The organism is Caballeronia cordobensis, from assembly GCF_001544575.2.
Classification (GTDB): domain Bacteria; phylum Pseudomonadota; class Gammaproteobacteria; order Burkholderiales; family Burkholderiaceae; genus Caballeronia; species Caballeronia cordobensis.
Window position 1 is genome coordinate 276,601 of sequence record NZ_FCNY02000003.1, and the last position, 17,351, is coordinate 293,951.

Genomic DNA, 17,351 nt, shown 5'->3' on the forward strand with positions numbered 1-17,351 from the left:
CTCAGGAATCCCTCGCGACTTTCTGCAGAACGGCGCTGGTCGCGTGCGCGGGAGCCTGCGCGGCGTTCGCCTGCCAGAAGTCGAAATAATTGAACCAGTTGTACGGCGCGGCCCGGCAGTATTTTTCCAGCAGCGCGACGTAACGCGTCAACGCGGCATCGACGGCGGCGGCGCGGTCGCGACGCTCGATCGTCGAAAAATCGGCGAGCGTTTCGAAGTGGATGTCGTAGCGGTTTCCGCCGAGATACAGCCCCGTCATGAAGACGACCGGACGCCGCAGCACCGCCGCCATGTGCAGCGGCCCGAGCGGAAACGCGGCGCTCGCGCCGAGAAAATCGCGTTCCGCGAGCGCGTCGCCGGCCTGGCGCAGCGTGCGGTCGGCGAGCATGCCGACGAGACTGCCCGCATCCAGCCGCTCGCGCACTTTCAGCATGGCATCGACTTTACCGAGGCCGATCACGTCGTGATGCGCGGCCGGATTCACGGCGGCGAGAATCGCGTTGATCTTGCGCGCGTTCTCCTCGTACATCGTGATGGCGATGCGGATATGCGGCTGCGCCCGGCCGATCGCGCGCACGACCTCGAAGCTGCCGAGATGCGCGCCCATCAGAAACGCGCCGCGTCCATCGGCGAGCGCGGCTTCGACATGCTCGACGCCATGTGTGCGGATATCGAACAGATCGAAGCGCTCGTTGAGCAGATAGATGCGGTCGTGAATCGTCGATGCGAACGAAAACACATGGCGATAGCCGTCGCGCCAGCCCGCATGCCGTCCGAGCGCGCGGTTCAGATAAGCGCGCGATGCACGCCGCGCGCGCGGCGCGAAGACCACGAAATACGCGGTGATGATGCGCAGCAGCACGCGCCCCGCGCGCCGGCCGAAGCGCAGCGAGATCCACGTCATGAAGCGCAGCAGCGCGAGGTTGCTGCGCTCCTGGCGGTCGGCCCAGTCGTCGCGGTTGCGCGGTTTGTTCACGATGCGTGCGCGTCCGTGGCGGTGGTGGTCGTTGCTGTCGCCGTTGCGGTTTCCGATGAAGCGGCGAGCGCACCGCTCGCCACCGCGCGTTCGCCGGCCCGGATCGTGAAGCGGATCGCGCCGCTCGCCGCCGTTTCGTAGGCGATATCGAGCGCCTCGCCCGGCGCGGCCGGGCTCAGGAATTTCGCCGATTCGATCCGGCACGCGTCGAAGCGTCTGCCGAGCGCCGCGCCGATCGCATCGAGCGCGTGGTCGAGCAGGACCACGCCCGGCACGATCGGGTGTCCGGGGAAATGTCCGGCGAGCGCGGGATGTTCGGGCGGCACGGTGAACCTGAGCGCCGTGCGGCGCTGGCGTTCGGTTTCGATCAGCTTCGTCAGCACTTCGCGCGGCAGCTTGCCCGTCGCGTTGCGCGGCAGCGAATCGACGAAGAGCAGCGGCCGCGGCATGAACGCGGCGTCGATGCGCTCGCGCAACGCGCGCTGCAAGCCGGCTGCGTCCAGTCCGGGCGCGACCACGACGGCCATCAGGCGGCGCACCGGCTCGCTATCGGACCCGCTTTCGTCCGGCATGTGAAACACGCCGTCGACGACGCCCGGCACCGCGTTCAACTGATGATTCAGATACGCGAGCGACGTGCGCTTGCCCGCGATATTGATGAGATCCGCCTTGCGTCCGTGCAGCAGAAAATGCGCGCCGTCGATGAGTTCGAGCGCGTCGCCCATCGGCACCGGCACTTCGACGTGGCCGCCGGACGCCCACATCGTCTGTTCGCCGGCATCGTCGGCGCGCGGCGTCAGCGCGATATCGGGGAACAACTCCCACGCGGCCGTTTGCGCGGTGCGGCGCGTCGCGATCTGGCCCGTTTCGGTGCTGCCGTAGATTTCCATGAGCGGCGCTTGCAGGCGCGCTTCGGCATCGAGCGCGAGCTTTTCCGAAAGCGGCGCGGTCGCCGACAGCACCAGCGACGCGCGCGGCAGCGCTTCGTCGTTCGCGAACAGCGCGCGAAGGTGAATGGGCGAGCTCACGAGCACGCGCGGCTCGGGAATGGCGTCGAGTTCCGCGCGGATATCGACGGGATAGAACGGCTGGCGGTTGCTGAACGCGAGACCGCCGAGCAGCGCGAGCAGCACGGTCGATTCGAAGCCGTACATGTGCTGCGGCGGCACCGTGCCGATGAGCGTCGCGCGCGCATCGCCGAGCAGGTTCAGGCGCGCCGCCGCCGCGCGCACGTTCTTCACCAGAAAGCCCCACGTCTTGCGATGCGGCACCGGCGCGCCGGTCGAGCCGGACGTGAACACGTAAGCCACGACGCGCGCGCCGTCGATATGCGGCACGGTCGCTTCGCCATCGCCATCGGCCGGGGCGCGGAGGGCGTCGGGATAACGGAAGCGCGGCAGGTCGATCGCACAATCGTCGCTGTCGTGCAGGCAGAAGGCGTCCGGCGCGAACGAGGCGAGGGCGCGCACCATTTCCGGCGTGTGCGTGGACGGCAGAAGGCTCGTCTTGCCCGCGACGAGCGTCGCGCACAGGCTTACCGTGAAGCGGTACCGGTCCGTGCAGACGTTGAACACGTGGCCGCCTTCGGGCAGCGCGGCGGCGAGCGCCCGCACGTCGGCGAGAAACGCGCGCACGCTGACGGGCGTGCCGTCGCGCCAGGCGATCGTTTGATCCGGCGACGCGTGGAAAACCAGCGGAAAGGTCTGCATGGGCGGTGAGTTCGTCGGCATTACTGCGCCTCGCTGCGGCGCATCTGCATCGAATGCGTGTAAGCGCGCACGGCGTCCATGATGCTCGACGGCTCCATGTCCGGCAGCGCGACGCGGCGGCACGCATATTCGGCGACGAACATCAGTCCGACCGCCGGCAGCGCGAGATAGTTGGCGAAGGTGGACCACGCGACGAGCGGCGCGCACGCGAACAGCAGCGTCGACACGAGCGCCGTCGCGATGAAAAAGAGCGTCCACGCGACGGTGACGCGGCGCGTATAGCGCGCGACGCGCGCGTCGAGCCTGCCGTGGACCATCGTCGCGAACTGGGTGCAGAGCGGCTCGCGGCCGGCGGCGAGCGTGCGCCCGAACATCCACGCGAGCGCGAGATTGAAGCACGCGTGCTCCAGCCACAGGCCCCAGCCGAAATGCGCGGTGAGCGGGGCGCGCGCGAGCCACAGCGCGGCGCACGCCAGCGCCCAGAGCGGCAGCAGCCAAGCGCGCGCAGTCGAGCGCGTGGCGCCGTTCAGCGTGACGAGCAGGAGCGGCGCAAGCACGAGCGCGAGCCCGAGGCCGTGCGCGCCCGGCGTGGACGCCGCGTGATGCGCGGCGAGCTGGTACGCGACGATCGCCGCCACGACGCCGGCCGCCCGGAGAAAGCGGGCGGCGCTCATCGGCGCGGACCCGCGCCGCGCGGCGCGTATGAAAGAAGGAAAAAGGTACGCAACATGGGATGCGGCTGCGGCGCTCTTTGTGAACGCTCGGTTGTTGAACAAAAATGCGGCAGTCGCCCGCCTGACGATCATTTTCTCGCGCGGGTGCGCGCCCGGTCTGTAACCGATTGTTCGAGGATCTTACATTCGTCAGACCGGCGAATTTTACCCTACTGGCGTGGCCCCCCGACCCGTGGGGGAAGCCGCTGATTTTTCTCAAAAATATCGTGTCGTGGCGCACCGCACGGCCCGTTACCTTTACTACTAGGCGTCCCAAGGGGCTTCGTCTAGAATTTCGCCACCGCAATTATCTAGATAAAGACGGCCGGCAGCGTGCGGAGAACGCGGGGCGCACGGTTTCCGGGCGACCCTCGCCGCGCGTTTTCGCGCCGGTTGTACACACGATGAATGAACTGGAAAGAGAGCTCGCCGAGCTGATCGTCGCCGAACTGAACCTCGAAGACGTCGATCCCAAGGCCGTCTCGGCCGATACGCGCCTGTACGAAGAGGGGTTCGGACTCGATTCCATCGACATCCTGGAAATCGCGCTCCTCATCTCGAAGAAGTACGGCTTCGAACTGCGCTCGGACAATCCCGACAACCAGAAAATCTTCGCGAACCTGGGCGCGCTCGCGGCGCACGTCGCCGCGCATCGCACGCGATAACGCGCGTCGCGGCGTCGTGCGCCGAATGCGTCGGCAGCCGCTGTCATGCGACTGAAATCCGCCGCATCGAGACTGGACAAGGCGCACGCGCGTGCGACGCGTTGCGGCGACACATGAAAACGGAGTGCAATCGATGACGGGAGCCCCATGCGCGCGCTCGTGACGGGCGGCAGCGGCGCAATCGGCCAGGCGGTGAGCCGGTCGCTCGCGGCCGCCGGACACGAAGTGTGGATTCACGCGAACGGCGGCGTCGATCGCGCGGAAAGCTGCGCGCAAGCCATTCGCGCGGCGGGCGGGGCAGCGCATGTCATCGTTTTCGACGTGACCGATCCCGATGCGACGGAAACCGCGCTCGCGCGCATTCTGGCCGACGGCCCCGTCCAGATTCTCGTGAACAACGCGGGCATCCACGACGACGCGCCCATGGCCGGCATGACGCACCGGCAATGGAAGCGCGTGCTCGACGTGACGCTCGACGGCTTTTTCAACGTCACGCAGCCGCTTTTGATGCCGATGATCCGCACGCGCTGGGGCCGCATCGTCAACATGTCGTCGCTGTCGGGTCTGATGGGCAATCGCGGGCAGGTGAACTACGCGGCGGCGAAGGCCGGGCTGATCGGCGCGACGCGTGCGCTCGCGCAGGAACTGGCGTCGCGCGGCATCACGGTGAATGCGGTCGCGCCCGGCGTCATCGATTCGCCCATGCTCGGCGCGGCGTTTCCGCCCGAGCGCATCAAGCAACTGGTGCCGGCGCAGCGCGCGGGCACGGCCGAGGAAATCGCCGGCATGGTGGCCTATCTCGTCTCGGACGCGGCGGCCTATGTCACCGGCCAGGTATTGTCGGTCAACGGCGGAATCGCCTGAAAACGGAGGAACACGGATGAGCGAAGCGACGCAAGCCTGGGACGTCGTCGTGATCGGCGGCGGTCCGGCCGGTTCGACGGCGGCGACGCTGCTCGCGGACCGCGGCTATCGCGTGCGGGTGCTGGAGAAGGCGCGGCATCCGCGCTTTCATATCGGCGAATCGCTGCTGCCGGCGAATCTGCGGCTCTTCGAGAAGCTCGGCGTCGGAGACGAGGTGCGCGCGATCGGCATGGTCAAGCGCGCGGCCGAATTCGTGTCGCCGCAGCATGGCAACCGCACGCAGCGCTTTCTGTTCGCCGATGCGTGGGACAAGTCGATGCCGAGCGCGTATCAGGTGCGCCGCTCCGAGCTCGACGAGATCCTGCTGCGCAACGCGGCGAAGCACGGCGCGCACGTGAGCGAAGGCTGCCGCGCGCGCGAGGTCGCGTTCGCGCCTGACCATTCCAGCGCGACGATCGGCGTCGAGCACGACGATGGCCGCATCGAGCAGGTGCGGGCGCGTTTCGTCGTCGATGCATCGGGCCGGGACACGCTGCTCGCGAATCAGTTCAAGACCAAGCGCCGCAACGAACGCCATAACTCGTCGGCGCTGTACGGCCATTTCAGGAACGCGCGGCGCAACGAGGGCGAGCACGAGGGCAACATCACCGTGTTCTGGTTCGAGCACGGCTGGTTCTGGTTCATTCCGCTCGCCGACGGCGCGACGAGCATCGGCGCGGTCGTGTGGCCGGCGTATCTGAAGCGGCGTCCGAAGGGCACGTCGGTGGAAGCGTACTTTCGCGAGACGATCGCGCTGTGCGGGCCGCTCGCCGAGCGCCTGAAAGACGCCGAACTGATCAGCGAGGTCCACGCGACAGGCAACTATGCCTACACCGGCGACATGACGCACGGGCGCAACTTCCTGCTGCTCGGCGATGCGTTCGCGTTCATCGACCCGGTGTTCTCGTCCGGCGTGATGCTCGCGATGCAAAGCGCGTTCGCGGGCGCGGAAGCGATCGACGAGGCGCTCTCGAATCCGGCCCGCGCGCAAGCCGCGCTCGCCAAGTTCGACCGCGACGTGCGCCACGGCCCGCGCGAGTTCTCGTGGTTCATCTACCGCATGACCTCGCCGACGATGCGCAATCTCTTCATGGGCCCGAGAAACCCGCTGCGCATGAAAGAAGCGCTGCTGTCGCTGCTCGCGGGCGATATTTTCGGCACCACGCCCATCTGGCATTCGCTGCGCGCGTTCAAGGGCATCTACTACGCCACCGCGCTCCTCGACTGGCGCAATTCGCTGCGCGCCTACCGCATGCGCCGCCGCAATCTGAGCGAAGCGGAGTCGCCCGCAAATTGATGAGCCTGCGACCGCGCCTTGCGCTTCTGACGCTGCTGTTGGCCAGCAGCGCCGCATTCGCCGATGAAACGCCGCCGCCGCAGAAGCCGCTGTGGGAACTGGGCATCGGCATGGGCGTGGCCGCGTTTCCGCACTATCCCGGCTCGGACCAGACGCGCGCGTGGGTCTTTCCGTTTCCGTACGTGATCTATCGCGGCAAGTACCTGCGCGCGGACCGCGACGGCGTGCGCGGCCAGTTGCTCGAAAGCGATCGCGTCAATTTCAACATCAGCGTGCTCGGTTCGCTGCCGGTTTCGAGCCGCGACGACAACGCGCGCGCCGGCATGCCCGATTTGAAGCCGACCATCGAGATCGGCCCGTCGGTGGAGGTGCATCTGTGGCGCTCCGCTTCGCGCGACATGCTGCTCGATTTGCGCATGCCGCTGCGTATGGGCATTACGCTGGAATCGTCGCCGAAAACGGTCGGCTGGCAGTTCGAGCCGAACGTGAACCTCGATCTCGTCGATGTCGCCGGCGTGCCGGGCCTGCGCGTGGGCATGTTCGCGGGGCCGATGTTCGCGAACGGCCACTACAGCGACCACTACTACACCGTCGCGCCGCAATACGCGACGCCCGGCCGGCCGGCGTTTCAGGCGAGCGGCGGTTATTCGGGCGCGCAGGCGCTCGTGTCGATGTCGCGGCGCTTCAGCCGTTACTGGGTCGGCGCGTTCATGCGCTACGCCAATCTCGCGGGCGCGAGCTTCGCCGACAGTCCGCTCGTGCGTCAGAAAAGCGTGCTGTCGGGCGGCGTGGCGGTCGCGTGGGTGTTCGGGCAGTCGTCGAAAACGGTGGCGAGCGATGAGTGACGCGCATCGCAAAATCGGCGGCGCCGACGCGAAGCTGTCGCTCGAAAGCGTCTGGCAAGGCGCGGCGTTCTATTTCGCGCTCGCCGTGCTCGCGCTCGTGTGCCTCGCGTGGTTTCCCTTCGCGCTGATTCTGCGTGCCGTGCTCTCCGTCGATGCGGGGCGGCGCGTCGGGCGCGCCGTCGTGCAGCGCGTGTGGCACCTGTACTTCGCGCTGCTGCGCACGCTCGGCGCGTGCCGCTTCGATCTCTCCGAGCTGGATTCGCTCGCGGGCGAACCCGCGATGATCCTCGCGCCGAATCATCCCTGCCTGCTCGATGCGCTGCTCATCGCGTCGCGCGTGCCCGATACCTGCTGCGTGATGAAGGGCGATGTCGCCGGCAACGTGTTTCTCGGGCCGGGCGCGCTGCTCGCGGGTTATATCGTCAACGACACGCCTGTCCGGCTGATTCGCGCCGCCGTCGCCGAACTGCAGCGCGGCAGCCCGCTGCTGCTGTTTCCCGAAGGCACGCGCACGGAAAGCGCCGCGGTGAATCCGCTGAAGGGCGGCATCGCGCTGATCGCGGCGCGCGCGCAGGCGCCGGTGCAGACGCTCATCATCGAGACGGATTCGGGCTTTCTCGGCAAAGGCTGGCAGATTTTCCGCAAGCCGGCGCTGCCGATCACCTACCGGGTGACGCTCGGCCGCCGCTTCGCGCCGCCGGGGCGCGACCACGCCGCGCTGCAGGCGTTCATCGGCGAATTGCAGCGCTTCTACGCGGGCGAGCTCGACACGCATCGCGCGCGCGACTGAGCGGCTGAAATCGAAGCGCCGGCAGACGTTAAAATTCGTCGCATCCATTCCGTTTTCTGCTTCTTCAATGTCTTCGACTCGCGCATCGTCCACGCATCTCGTCCTCATTCCGAGCTACAACCCCGGCGAGAAAGTCGATGAAACCGTGCGCGGCGCGCGCGAACAGTGGAATCCCGTCTGGGTCGTCGTCGATGGCAGCACGGACGGCAGCGCCGCGCGCCTCTCGAAGATGGCCGAGACCGATCCCGGCCTGCGTGTGATCGTGCTGCCGGAGAATCGCGGCAAAGGCTCGGCGGTCCTCGCGGGCCTCGAAGAAGCGGCCAGACTCGGCTTCACGCATGCGCTGACCATGGACTCGGACGGCCAGCATCCCGCCGCGCTGATCCGCACGTTCATGGAGACCTCGATGGCCGCGCCCGAGGCGATGATCCTCGGCCGCCCGAAGTTCGACGCGAGCGCCCCGCAGTTGCGCGTGCAGGGACGGCGCATCTCGAACGGCTGGGCGAATCTGGAGACGCTCTGGATGGGCATCGGCGATTCGCTGTACGGCTTTCGCGTCTATCCGATTGCGCCGCTCGCTTCGCTGATGCGCTCGCAATCGTGGATGCGCCGCTTCGACTTCGATCCCGAAGCGGTGGTGCGTCTGTGCTGGCGCGGCGTGCGGCCGATCAACCTCGACGCGCCCGTGCGCTACTTCATGCCGGAAGAGGGCGGCGTGTCGCATTTTCACTATGGCCGCGACAACGTGCTGCTCACGTGGATGCACACGCGGCTATTTCTCGGCTTTCTGATTCGTTTGCCGATGCTGATCGCGCGGCGCGCGACGGGCCGTTAGACGCCCGGCCTACGCGGCTTGCTTCAGCACGAGCCGCGCTTCCAGCCCGCCGCCTTCGCGCTGATGCAGCGTGAGCGACGCGTCCATCGCGAGCGTAAGCTGGCGCGCGATGGCGAGACCCAGACCCGTGCCGCCCGTCTGCCGGTTGCGCGAGCCTTCCAGCCGCACGAACGGCTCGAAGACGGCCTCCAGCGATTCGGCGGGAATGCCCGGCCCGCGATCGAGCACGGCGATCACGGCGCGGCCATCGGCGCGCGAGGCGACTTCGATTTCCGCCGCGCCGGAATACTTGATCGCGTTATCGACGAGATTGCCCACCACGCGCCTGAGCGCCTGCGGCGGGGCCATCAGCGCGCCGCCGATGCTGCCGGCGAGCGTCACGCTTTCGCCGGCATCGAGATAATCGTCGACCATGCTTTCGAACAGCGCATCGGCATCGATGCGCCGCGGCGCTTCGTTCGTGCCGTGCAGCGTGCGCGCATACGTGACGCCTTCCTTCACGAGCGATTCCATTTCCTTCAGGTCCTGCTGGAGCTTCGCGCCGGCGGTTTCATCGTCCATCGTGTCGACGCGCAGGCGCATGCGCGTAATCGGCGTCTGCAAATCATGCGTGATCGCCGCGAGAATCTGCATGCGCTGGGCCATGTACATCGAGACGCGGTCCTGCATCGCGTTGAAGGCTTGCGCGGCGCGCGCGACTTCCTCCGGGCCGGATTCCGGCAGGCGCTCGGCCTTGAGATCGGGGCCGAGCGTGTCCGCGGCGCTCGCGAGCCGCTTGAGCGGGCCGGTCGCGAGACGCACCGCGAGCCAGCAGCACGCGCCGAGCACGATCAGTTGCAACACCAGAACCAGCGGCAGCCAGGCGGACAGCGGCGTGCCGACCATCGGGCGCATGTCGATGGTGAGCGGCGAGCCGTCCGACAGCTTCAGATGCACCTGAAAGCGCTCCTTGTGGCCGGGCACCGCGTTGACGGTCAGCGGATAGCGCTTGCCGATGCCATCGCCGATCGAGCGCGCGAAGCGCTCCGAGAGCGCGGCGTCGGGCACGGTGCCGTTCGTCTCGCCCGGTCCGAGGATGAATTCGTAGCTGCGCCGCGCGAGCCGCGGCAGCCATGCGGCGCGTTCGGCGGGCGGCAGATGATCGAGCAGCGCGACCGAGCTCGCGACTTCCCGCTCGACGTAGCCGACCATCACGTTGGTCATCGATTCGTCGCGTTCGTGCATGGTCAGCAGGAACGAGAAGGTCTGCGCGAGCGCCAGGCCGACGACGAGGATCAGCGCGAGCCGCGCGAACAGCGTGCGCGGCCAGTGCAGCATCGATCGCGGAGAAAGGGGCGAAAGCGTGCTCATCGAGGCGACTCGATCGGGGTGACTTCGGCCGAGAACACGTAGCCTTCGCTGCGCAGCGTCTTGATGTAGCGCGGCTCGCGCGCGGTGTCGCGCAGGCGCTGGCGCAGCCGCGAGACGAGCAGGTCGATGGAGCGGTCGAAGGCATCGGCCTGGCGGCCCTGTGTCAGATTCAGCAGTTGATCGCGCGTGAGCACGCGCTGGGCGTTGTCGAGAAACACGCGCAGGAGGCGGTATTCCGCGCCGGAGAGCGAGACCATCGTGCCTTCGGTGTCGAGCAGATGGCGCGCGGTCGTGTCGAGCCGCCAGTCGCCGAAGGCGAGCATCTGCGACGACTCGCTCACCTCCATGCCCGGCGGCAGCATGCGCGTGCGGCGCAGCACGGACTTGATGCGCGCGAGCAGTTCGCGCACGGCGAAAGGCTTCGGCAGGTAATCGTCCGCGCCCATTTCGAGGCCGAGAATGCGATCCGCTTCTTCGTTGCGCGCGGTGAGCATCAGCACGGGAACGTCGCGGAACTTGCCCGAGCGCAGTTCGCGGCACAGCACGAGACCGTCTTCGCCGGGCAGCATCAGATCGAGCACGACGAGATCCGGCGCGCCCTGCTGGTCGAGAACGGCACGCATCTGGCGGCCGTTCGCGGCGAGCGACACGCGCATGCCGTTCTTCTCGAGATACTCCGCGAGCAGTTCGCGAATGCCGCGATCGTCGTCGACGATCAATACGTGATCATTGGTTTCCATCGATGGATCGTTGTCGTTGACGCTTGAGTTGCACCCGGCCCGGGCTGACCAGCAGACACTGAACCGGATGGGCTAATTCCGTCGCTATTCCGCCTGCGAGAAAGGCGAGCACCGCCAGTATGCGTTTCATCTTTTTGCTCCCGCCGATAACCAATGACTGCGTTATAGCGCGCTTCGGCGGGGCTTTTGTATCGCAGTGTATCCCGCATGCCGCGCGATACATAACATTGCGCAGCCCGGCGCGAACCGACACAAGCGGGATACGCCCGCGCAGTCCAATGCGGTTGTGCCGGGAACGTGCGCATCGTGCGCGCCGCCCCGATTTCTACCGCATTCGGAGGTTTTCGTCATGCACCGGTCCATCCGCCACGCCGCCGCGCCCGAGTTCGCGGGCATCGACACATGGATCAACAGCACGCCGCTCACGCTCGCGCAGTTGCGCGGCAAGGTCGTGCTCGTCGATTTCTGGGCCTTTGCGTGCGGCAGTTGTATCGAGAGCCTGCCGGCCTTGAAGTCGTGGCATCGCCAATACGCGGACAAAGGGCTCGTCGTGGTCGGCGTGCATACGCCCGAGTTTCCGTTCGAAGAGGACACGAACAACGTGAAGCGCGCCGTCGAGCGTTTCGGGATTGCGTATCCCGTCGCGCAGGACAACGGCTACGCGACGTGGGCCGCATACGGCAACCAGCGCTGGCCGTCGCGCTATCTGATCGATCGACACGGGCGCGTCGTCCACACGCAAGCAGGCGAGGGCGGCGACGCCCAGACCGAAGCGGCCATCGAAACGCTGCTGGCCGCGCGCTGAACCGGGCTTTCGTATCGCAATGTATCTGGAACGCGGGCGATACAAAACATTGCACAACACACGGTTCCGGGACACATGGCAGATACCTGCGAGCCTTCAAATACACACATCGACGGCTGACGAGTGAAACGCAAAGCGAACACCGCGAAAGCCGACGTGCCTCAACCCATTCGACCCGACTGATTCATTCGCTCAAGGAGAAACGCCATGAAATCCACGATCGTTGCTTTCGCTCTCGCCGCCAGCGCTCTGACCGGTGTGGCGCATGCCGCCGTGACCCACGGCAGCACGGTGGACGTGCAAACCCAGCAGGCCGTCGCGAATCGCGCGGTGCTTGGCAAGACGCGCGCCGAGGTGAAGCAGGAACTCGTGCAGGCACAGCGCGACGGCCAGATCGCCGCCTTGCGCAGCCTGTATCAGGGCAGCTAATCCGATTCAACACCCTTTCCACATCATCGAAGAGAGACACATCATGATCAAGCAATTCGTCACCGCCGCAGTCATCGCCGTCAGCGCCGTCGCAGCCGGCTCCGCGTTCGCCAGCAGCGGCTACGGCCCCGCGCCGCATTACGACCCGCTCGCGGGCGCGCCCGCTTCGCAGCGCGGCGTGAGCGCGCAGACCATCGCCAGCGAGAGCGCGGCCATGCCGATGCAGGCGTATGGCGGCATCGCCGACGGCGCCACGCAATCGGGCGCACGCGGCGTGAACACGAACGACGTCGCCAGACTTTTCGCGCATCACTAAGCCCAGCCACTTTCGAACGCACCCAGAGGAAATCATCATGACCCAGATCGACACCGTCCTGTACACCGGCAAAACGCGCGTCGTCGGAGGCCGCGAAGGCCATGCGAAGAGCACCGATGGCCGTCTCGACGTGAAGCTCTCGCCGCCCGGATCGGCGGGCGCGGGCACCAATCCCGAGCAGATGCTCGCCGCGGGCTGGTCGGCGTGTTTCATCGGCGCGATGGGCAAGGCCGCGGCCAAGCTGAAGACGCGCCTGCCCGCCGACACCGCCGTCGATGCCGAAGTGGATCTCGGCATGGCCGGCGAAGCGTATCTGCTGCGCGCACGCTTGAACGTGAGCCTGCCGGGCATCGAGCGCGCGGTGGCGGAGGAAATCGCGAACCTGGCGCATCAGACCTGCCCGTACTCGAAGGCGCTGAAAAGCAATATCGACGTGACGATCTCGGTGGTCTGAGGCGGTAGACTTGGCGCTTCGCCCCTGAAGCACCGAGCCGACATGGACCGTATCGACGCGATGAAAGTGTTCATCGCCACGCTGGACGAAGGCAGCCTGGCAGGCGCGGGGCGGCGGCTCGGCCGCTCGCCCGCCGCCGTGAGCCGGGCAATCGCGTTTCTCGAGGAACATACGGGCACGGCGCTGCTTCATCGCACGACGCGCACGATCCGGCTCTCCGAAGCGGGCGAGCGTTACGCGGCCGCGTGCCGCCGCATTCTCACCGATCTCGAAGAAGCCGATTTACTGATCGCGCACGAACGCTCCGCGCCGCGCGGGCTTCTGACGATCACCGCGCCCGTCGCCGCGGGCGAAGACTTCCTGCGCCCGCTGATCGACGATTTTCTGGCGCGCTTTCCCGCTGTCTCCGTGCGCCTGCAACTGCTCGACCGGCCCGTGAGCCTGATCGACGAAGGCATCGATGTGGCGCTGCGCATCGCGCATCTGTCGGACTCGACGCTGATCGCGATTCCCGTGGGCGCGGTGCGGCGCGTGGTGGCGGCGTCGCCGCGTTATCTCGCGAAGCATCCGCGCATTCGCAAGCCTGCCGATCTCGCTCAGCATCAGGTTATTTCGATGACGCATTTCGGCCTCGATTCATGGAGCTTTCCGACATCGGGCGGCGCGGCCATTCCGCAGGTCGTGCAGTTCGCGCCGCGCTTCATCGTGAACACGGTGCGGGCGGCGGTGGCGTCGGCCGTCGATGGCCACGGCCTCACGCGGCTCTTTTCCTATCACGTCGCCAGGGAAGTGAAGAACGCGTCGCTGCGGATCGTGCTCGCGGACAGCGAGCATGCGCCGTTGCCGGTCCACTTGCTGACGCCGCACGGGCGTTTGTCGGTGCCGAAGGTGCGCGCGTTCGTCGACTTCGCCACGCCGCGCCTGCGCCAGCAATTCAAGCGGCTGGAGCTCGATTCGACCGTCTAGCGGAAGATTGACTTCCGGCTCGCGGCGATTCTCTCTCGATTCGATCGAATATAGACTGGCCTTCATCGAAGGGCGCGTAGACCGTGCCCGATGCGGCAGGGAGGCACCATGCGATACGCAGTCTCGAATCAATCGGAAAGGGGCACATTTCAGGTCTGGCGCGGCGTGCTGGCCGGGGCGAGCGCGAGTCTCGTCGGCATCGGGCTCGCGCGCTTCGCCTATACGCCGCTGTTGCCGGCGATCATCGGCGCGCACTGGTTTCCGGCGTCCACGGCGGCGTATCTCGGCGCGGCCAATCTCGGCGGTTATCTCGCGGGCGCGCTCGCGGCGGGCTGGCTCGCGCGGCGCGCGCAAGCCGCCACCGTATTGCGCGCGATGATGATCCTCGCCACCATCGCGTTCGTCGCGTGCGCTTTTCCGGTGTCGTTTCTGTGGTTCTTCGCGTGGCGCTTTCTGTCCGGCATTTCAGGCGGCGCGCTGATGGTGCTCGCCGCGCCGACGATCATCGCGCATGTCGCGCCGTCGCGCCGCGGCTTTGCGAGCGGCGCGATCTTCGCGGGCATCGGGCTCGGCATCGCCGCGTCGGGGACGATCGTGCCGCTGCTGCTGCGGCACGGGCTGACCGAGACATGGCTCGGGCTCGCGACGGTGTCGCTGCTGCTGACGATGGTCGCGTGGCACGGCTGGCCGTCGGACGAAGCGCCGGCGCAGGAGCACGCGCATGGACACACGCATGCGAAAGCGCCTTCGCCGCCCGCGTTGCGCGCGCTGTTCGCGGAATACGCGCTGAATGCGGTGGGGCTCGTCCCGCACATGATCTTTCTCGTCGATTTCGTCGCGCGCGGACTCGGCAAGGGCGTCGATGCGGGCGCGCAATTCTGGGTGCTGTATGGGCTCGGTGCGATCGCCGGACCGCTTCTCGCCGGCCATCTCGCGGATCGCGCGGGCTTCGGGCCTGCGCTGCGCGTGGCGTATCTGGTGCAACTGGTGGCCGTCGCGCTGCCGGCGGTGTCGTCGAGCGCGGTGTTGCTGATGGTGTCGAGCGTGGTGGTCGGCGCGTTCACGCCGGGCATCGTGCCGCTCGTGCTCGGACGCGTGAACGAACTGCTCGCGCATCATCCGGCCGCGCAGAAGGGCGCGTGGCGCACCGCGACGACGGGATTCGCCGTGCTCCAGGCGCTCGCCGCGTATGGCCTGTCGTTTCTGTTCTCGAATAGCGGCGGGGATTATCGCCTGCTGTTCGCGATCGGCGCGGCGGCGCTGGCGGTTGCGCTCACCGTCGATCTCTTCGCCGCGTTGAGGTCGAGGGCGAATTGAGCCGGATGGGTCGCGCGTCGAGGCCGAACTGCCCGGTTTAAGTTTCGCTTAAGCCTCGCCCCATACGGTAGCGGACTCTTTCGTCCGCCGCCGCACCATGCCGCCACATCGACGCTCAATTCCGACGCGCATCCGGACGCGTCATGCTTAAACTGCATCTGCTCTTCATTGTCTTTCTCTTCGCGAGCCTGGCGCCGCTGATCGCGCATGCGAAGCGCGCCGCCGCCCCGAAGCAGCCCGCCGTGCAGGCGCGCGCCGCGATCGTCGTCGATCTGACGAGCGGCCGCACGCTCTACGCGAAGCACGCCGACCGGCGCTTGCCCGTGGCCTCGCTCACCAAGCTGCTCACCGCGATGGTCGTGCTCGACTCGAAGCATTCGCTGCTCAAGCCCGCGCGCATCACCGATGCCGATGTCGATCGACTCAAGTGGTCGCGCTCGCGGCTGCCCGTCGGCTCGCTTTTGCTGCGCAAGACGATGCTGCATATCGCGCTGATGTCGTCGGAGAATCGCGCCGCGTTCGCGCTCAGCCGCGATTATCCCGGCGGCCGCGCGGGCTTCGTGCGCGCGATGAACCGCACCGCGAAGCGGCTCGCCATGAACCGCAGCCATTTCGTCGATCCGACCGGTCTTTCGCCGCACAACGTATCGACGGCGCGCGATCTCACGCGGCTCGCGCGCGCGGCGTATCGCTATCCCACAATCCGCGAATTCGCGACGTCGCATCACAAGCTGGTGCTCGGCGGCGAGGGGCCGCTCGTGTATCGCAATACCGATCCGCTCGTGTATCGCGATGCGTGGCATGTCGGCTTGCAGAAGACGGGCTTCACGAACGAGGCGGGGCATTGCCTCATCGTCATCGCGACGGTGCGGGGGCGTCCCACGCTCTTCGTCATCCTCGGCGCGCCGAGTGTGCACGGGCACTTTCAGGACGCGGAAAGGCTGCGAAGCTGGCTTTTGAAGCGCTAGCGGCGCGTTTTCAGGCCGCGGCGAGCGATTCCTCGGCGACGGGCCTGTCGTCGATCGGAAAGTGCAGCAGCGCCGCGACCAGCCCCGCGACGGCCGTCGCGCCCCAGATCAGCGAGTACGAACCGGTCGTGTCGAACACATAGCCGCCCAGCCACGCGCCGAGAAACGAGCCGAGCTGATGGCTCAGGAACACGACGCCGAACAGCGTGCCGAGATGACGCGTGCCGAACACTTTAGCGATGAGACCATTGGTCAGCGGCACCGTGCCGAGCCATGTGAGGCCCATCACGGCGGCGAAGACGACGACGGAAACGCTCGTCGTGGGCAGCAGCACGAAGAGGGCGATCGTGCCGCCGCGAATCAGATAGAGCCACGCGAGCACATGCTGTTGCCGCCAGCGTCCGCCGAGCCAGCCGCATCCCCAACTGCCGAACATGTTGAACAGGCCGATGAGCGCGAGCGCCGTTGCGCCGAGCCCGACCGGCATGTGACAGAGCATCAGATAGCCGGGCAGATGCGTGGCGATGAACGCAAGCTGAAAACCGCACGTGAAAAAGCCGAGCGTCAGCAGCCGGTAGCCGCGATGACGCGTCGCGAAGCGCAGCGTTTCGGCGAGCGGCATGGCGGCGCTCTGCGTTTCATGCGATGACGCCGCCGCCACGCGCTGACGGCGGCTCGCGCGATCGAGCACGATGCCGAGCGGCGCCGCGAGCAAGAGCACGAAGGCGAGCGCGTAGAGCGACGCCGGCACGCCCGCATACAGCCGGATCTCCTGCGCGAACGGCACCATCAGCACTTGGCCGAGGGAGCCGCCCGCGCTGGCGAGGCCCATCGCGACACTGCGCGTTTGCGGCGAAGCGACGCGTCCGACCGTCGCGAGCACCACGCCGAAGCTCGTGCAACTGATGCCGATGCCGACGAGCACGCCGAGACCCAATACGAGCATCCATCCCGATGTCGCGGCGGCGGCGAGCGCGAGCCCGGCGGCGAACGTGGCCGCGCCGGTCGCGACGACGGGCGCCGCGCCGTAGCGGTCGGCGGCGGCGCCCGCGAACGGCTGCGCGAAGCCCCACACGAGATTGTGCAGCGCGATCGCGAAGGCGATCAGCGTGACGGGCAGACCGCGATCGAAGGAAAACGGCCCGATGAAAAGCCCGAAGGTCTGACGCACGCCCATCGCGGCGCTCAAAATCAGCCCGGCGGCGGCGATGAGCGCCCACGCCGTTGCGCGGCTCGTGTCTTTCGTGGCGGATAGGCTTGACATGGCGCGTGT

At 67.2% G+C, this 17,351-nt stretch carries 19 protein-coding genes; 13 read left to right on the forward strand and 6 right to left on the reverse strand.

Translation table 11 applies throughout. From position 1 onward, the window contains the following. Position 1: 1 nt before the first annotated feature. Genes AWB70_RS07680 through AWB70_RS07690 form a run of 3 tightly spaced genes read right to left on the reverse strand, consistent with a single transcriptional unit; the run spans position 2 to position 3,359 of the window. The gene (locus AWB70_RS07680) at positions 2-976 is read right to left on the reverse strand and encodes a lysophospholipid acyltransferase family protein (RefSeq protein WP_235024159.1); all 975 of its coding nucleotides are present in this window, start codon (positions 974-976) and stop codon (positions 2-4) included. Then, entirely contained in the window at positions 973-2,685 is a 1,713-nt protein-coding gene (locus AWB70_RS07685; RefSeq protein WP_053571257.1) for an ApeI family dehydratase, read from the reverse strand. The genes AWB70_RS07680 and AWB70_RS07685 overlap by 4 nt, the downstream gene beginning before the upstream one ends. Before the next feature lie 20 nt (positions 2,686-2,705). After that, positions 2,706-3,359: a COG4648 family protein gene (locus AWB70_RS07690; protein WP_053571258.1), complete on the reverse strand. Its 654-nt coding sequence runs from the start codon at positions 3,357-3,359 to the stop codon at positions 2,706-2,708. Between the two features lie 443 nt (positions 3,360-3,802). Between AWB70_RS07690 and AWB70_RS07695 the strand changes: the two genes are divergently transcribed. From AWB70_RS07695 to AWB70_RS07720, 6 genes are all read left to right on the forward strand, one after another. After that, positions 3,803-4,063, forward strand: coding sequence for a phosphopantetheine-binding protein (locus AWB70_RS07695; RefSeq protein WP_014252231.1), 261 nt, complete (start codon positions 3,803-3,805; stop codon positions 4,061-4,063). Positions 4,064-4,210: 147 nt separating this feature from the next. Then, positions 4,211-4,927: a 3-oxoacyl-ACP reductase FabG gene (gene fabG, locus AWB70_RS07700; protein WP_014252232.1), complete on the forward strand. Its 717-nt coding sequence runs from the start codon at positions 4,211-4,213 to the stop codon at positions 4,925-4,927. A 16-nt stretch (positions 4,928-4,943) separates the two neighbouring features. Beyond that, positions 4,944-6,263, forward strand: coding sequence for an NAD(P)/FAD-dependent oxidoreductase (locus AWB70_RS07705; RefSeq protein ID WP_053571259.1), 1,320 nt, complete (start codon positions 4,944-4,946; stop codon positions 6,261-6,263). Then, positions 6,263-7,108 carry a MipA/OmpV family protein gene (locus AWB70_RS07710; protein WP_053571260.1) on the forward strand — a complete coding sequence of 282 codons (846 nt, stop codon included), beginning with the start codon at positions 6,263-6,265 and terminating at the stop codon, positions 7,106-7,108. Before AWB70_RS07705 ends, AWB70_RS07710 begins: the two co-directional genes overlap by 1 nt. Continuing rightward, positions 7,101-7,898 (forward strand): lysophospholipid acyltransferase family protein, encoded by a 798-nt coding sequence (locus AWB70_RS07715; protein WP_053571261.1) that lies wholly within the window; start codon positions 7,101-7,103, stop codon positions 7,896-7,898. The genes AWB70_RS07710 and AWB70_RS07715 overlap by 8 nt, the downstream gene beginning before the upstream one ends. Positions 7,899-7,965: 67 nt before the next feature. Next, positions 7,966-8,733, forward strand: a complete 768-nt coding sequence (locus AWB70_RS07720) for a glycosyltransferase family 2 protein (protein WP_053571262.1) — start codon at positions 7,966-7,968, stop codon at positions 8,731-8,733. Positions 8,734-8,742: 9 nt separating this feature from the next. On the opposite strand, the gene AWB70_RS07725 is transcribed toward AWB70_RS07720, so the two are convergent. Beyond that, positions 8,743-10,083, reverse strand: a complete 1,341-nt coding sequence (locus AWB70_RS07725) for a sensor histidine kinase (protein WP_053571263.1) — start codon at positions 10,081-10,083, stop codon at positions 8,743-8,745. Beyond that, a complete protein-coding gene (locus AWB70_RS07730) occupies positions 10,080-10,823 on the reverse strand; it encodes a response regulator (RefSeq protein WP_053571264.1) in 744 nt (247 codons plus the stop codon). Before AWB70_RS07730 ends, AWB70_RS07725 begins: the two co-directional genes overlap by 4 nt. A 349-nt stretch (positions 10,824-11,172) precedes the next feature. Here AWB70_RS07730 and AWB70_RS07735 point away from each other — a divergent pair, with 349 nt between their 5' ends. The 7 genes from AWB70_RS07735 to AWB70_RS07765 all read left to right on the forward strand — a co-directional run bounded on the left by AWB70_RS07735 (position 11,173) and on the right by AWB70_RS07765 (position 16,078). Next, a complete protein-coding gene (locus tag AWB70_RS07735) occupies positions 11,173-11,628 on the forward strand; it encodes a redoxin family protein (protein WP_235024160.1) in 456 nt (151 codons plus the stop codon). A gap of 207 nt (positions 11,629-11,835) precedes the next feature. Next, a complete protein-coding gene (locus tag AWB70_RS07740; protein ID WP_053571265.1) occupies positions 11,836-12,057 on the forward strand; it encodes a DUF4148 domain-containing protein in 222 nt (73 codons plus the stop codon). 43 nt (positions 12,058-12,100) lie between these two features. Further along, the gene (locus tag AWB70_RS07745; RefSeq protein ID WP_041733354.1) at positions 12,101-12,373 is read left to right on the forward strand and encodes a hypothetical protein; all 273 of its coding nucleotides are present in this window, start codon (positions 12,101-12,103) and stop codon (positions 12,371-12,373) included. Positions 12,374-12,410: 37 nt separating this feature from the next. After that, positions 12,411-12,827 carry an organic hydroperoxide resistance protein gene (locus AWB70_RS07750; RefSeq protein ID WP_041733356.1) on the forward strand — a complete coding sequence of 139 codons (417 nt, stop codon included), beginning with the start codon at positions 12,411-12,413 and terminating at the stop codon, positions 12,825-12,827. 42 nt (positions 12,828-12,869) lie between these two features. After that, a complete protein-coding gene (locus AWB70_RS07755; RefSeq protein WP_060854065.1) occupies positions 12,870-13,793 on the forward strand; it encodes a LysR family transcriptional regulator in 924 nt (307 codons plus the stop codon). Positions 13,794-13,901: 108 nt separating this feature from the next. Beyond that, positions 13,902-15,110 (forward strand): YbfB/YjiJ family MFS transporter, encoded by a 1,209-nt coding sequence (locus AWB70_RS07760; protein WP_053572064.1) that lies wholly within the window; start codon positions 13,902-13,904, stop codon positions 15,108-15,110. Between the two features lie 143 nt (positions 15,111-15,253). Next, positions 15,254-16,078, forward strand: coding sequence for a serine hydrolase family protein (locus tag AWB70_RS07765; protein ID WP_053571266.1), 825 nt, complete (start codon positions 15,254-15,256; stop codon positions 16,076-16,078). 10 nt (positions 16,079-16,088) lie between these two features. On the opposite strand, the gene AWB70_RS07770 is transcribed toward AWB70_RS07765, so the two are convergent. Beyond that, positions 16,089-17,342 carry an MFS transporter gene (locus AWB70_RS07770; protein ID WP_053571267.1) on the reverse strand — a complete coding sequence of 418 codons (1,254 nt, stop codon included), beginning with the start codon at positions 17,340-17,342 and terminating at the stop codon, positions 16,089-16,091. Positions 17,343-17,351: the final 9 nt, after the last annotated feature.

Excerpts from the sequence above, each read along its gene's own strand:
- AWB70_RS07685 (WP_053571257.1), bottom strand. The coding sequence starts at position 2,685 with ATGCAGACCTTTCCGCTGGTTTTCCACGCGTCGCCGGATCAAACGATC.
- AWB70_RS07690 (WP_053571258.1), bottom strand. The coding sequence starts at position 3,359 with ATGAGCGCCGCCCGCTTTCTCCGGGCGGCCGGCGTCGTGGCGGCGATC.
- AWB70_RS07695 (WP_014252231.1), top strand. The coding sequence starts at position 3,803 with ATGAATGAACTGGAAAGAGAGCTCGCCGAGCTGATCGTCGCCGAACTG.
- fabG (WP_014252232.1), top strand. The coding sequence starts at position 4,211 with ATGCGCGCGCTCGTGACGGGCGGCAGCGGCGCAATCGGCCAGGCGGTG.
- AWB70_RS07705 (WP_053571259.1), top strand. The coding sequence starts at position 4,944 with ATGAGCGAAGCGACGCAAGCCTGGGACGTCGTCGTGATCGGCGGCGGT.
- AWB70_RS07710 (WP_053571260.1), top strand. The coding sequence starts at position 6,263 with ATGAGCCTGCGACCGCGCCTTGCGCTTCTGACGCTGCTGTTGGCCAGC.
- AWB70_RS07715 (WP_053571261.1), top strand. The coding sequence starts at position 7,101 with ATGAGTGACGCGCATCGCAAAATCGGCGGCGCCGACGCGAAGCTGTCG.
- AWB70_RS07720 (WP_053571262.1), top strand. The coding sequence starts at position 7,966 with ATGTCTTCGACTCGCGCATCGTCCACGCATCTCGTCCTCATTCCGAGC.
- AWB70_RS07725 (WP_053571263.1), bottom strand. The coding sequence starts at position 10,083 with ATGAGCACGCTTTCGCCCCTTTCTCCGCGATCGATGCTGCACTGGCCG.
- AWB70_RS07730 (WP_053571264.1), bottom strand. The coding sequence starts at position 10,823 with ATGGAAACCAATGATCACGTATTGATCGTCGACGACGATCGCGGCATT.
- AWB70_RS07735 (WP_235024160.1), top strand. The coding sequence starts at position 11,173 with ATGCACCGGTCCATCCGCCACGCCGCCGCGCCCGAGTTCGCGGGCATC.
- AWB70_RS07740 (WP_053571265.1), top strand. The coding sequence starts at position 11,836 with ATGAAATCCACGATCGTTGCTTTCGCTCTCGCCGCCAGCGCTCTGACC.
- AWB70_RS07745 (WP_041733354.1), top strand. The coding sequence starts at position 12,101 with ATGATCAAGCAATTCGTCACCGCCGCAGTCATCGCCGTCAGCGCCGTC.
- AWB70_RS07750 (WP_041733356.1), top strand. The coding sequence starts at position 12,411 with ATGACCCAGATCGACACCGTCCTGTACACCGGCAAAACGCGCGTCGTC.
- AWB70_RS07755 (WP_060854065.1), top strand. The coding sequence starts at position 12,870 with ATGGACCGTATCGACGCGATGAAAGTGTTCATCGCCACGCTGGACGAA.
- AWB70_RS07760 (WP_053572064.1), top strand. The coding sequence starts at position 13,902 with ATGCGATACGCAGTCTCGAATCAATCGGAAAGGGGCACATTTCAGGTC.
- AWB70_RS07765 (WP_053571266.1), top strand. The coding sequence starts at position 15,254 with ATGCTTAAACTGCATCTGCTCTTCATTGTCTTTCTCTTCGCGAGCCTG.
- AWB70_RS07770 (WP_053571267.1), bottom strand. The coding sequence starts at position 17,342 with ATGTCAAGCCTATCCGCCACGAAAGACACGAGCCGCGCAACGGCGTGG.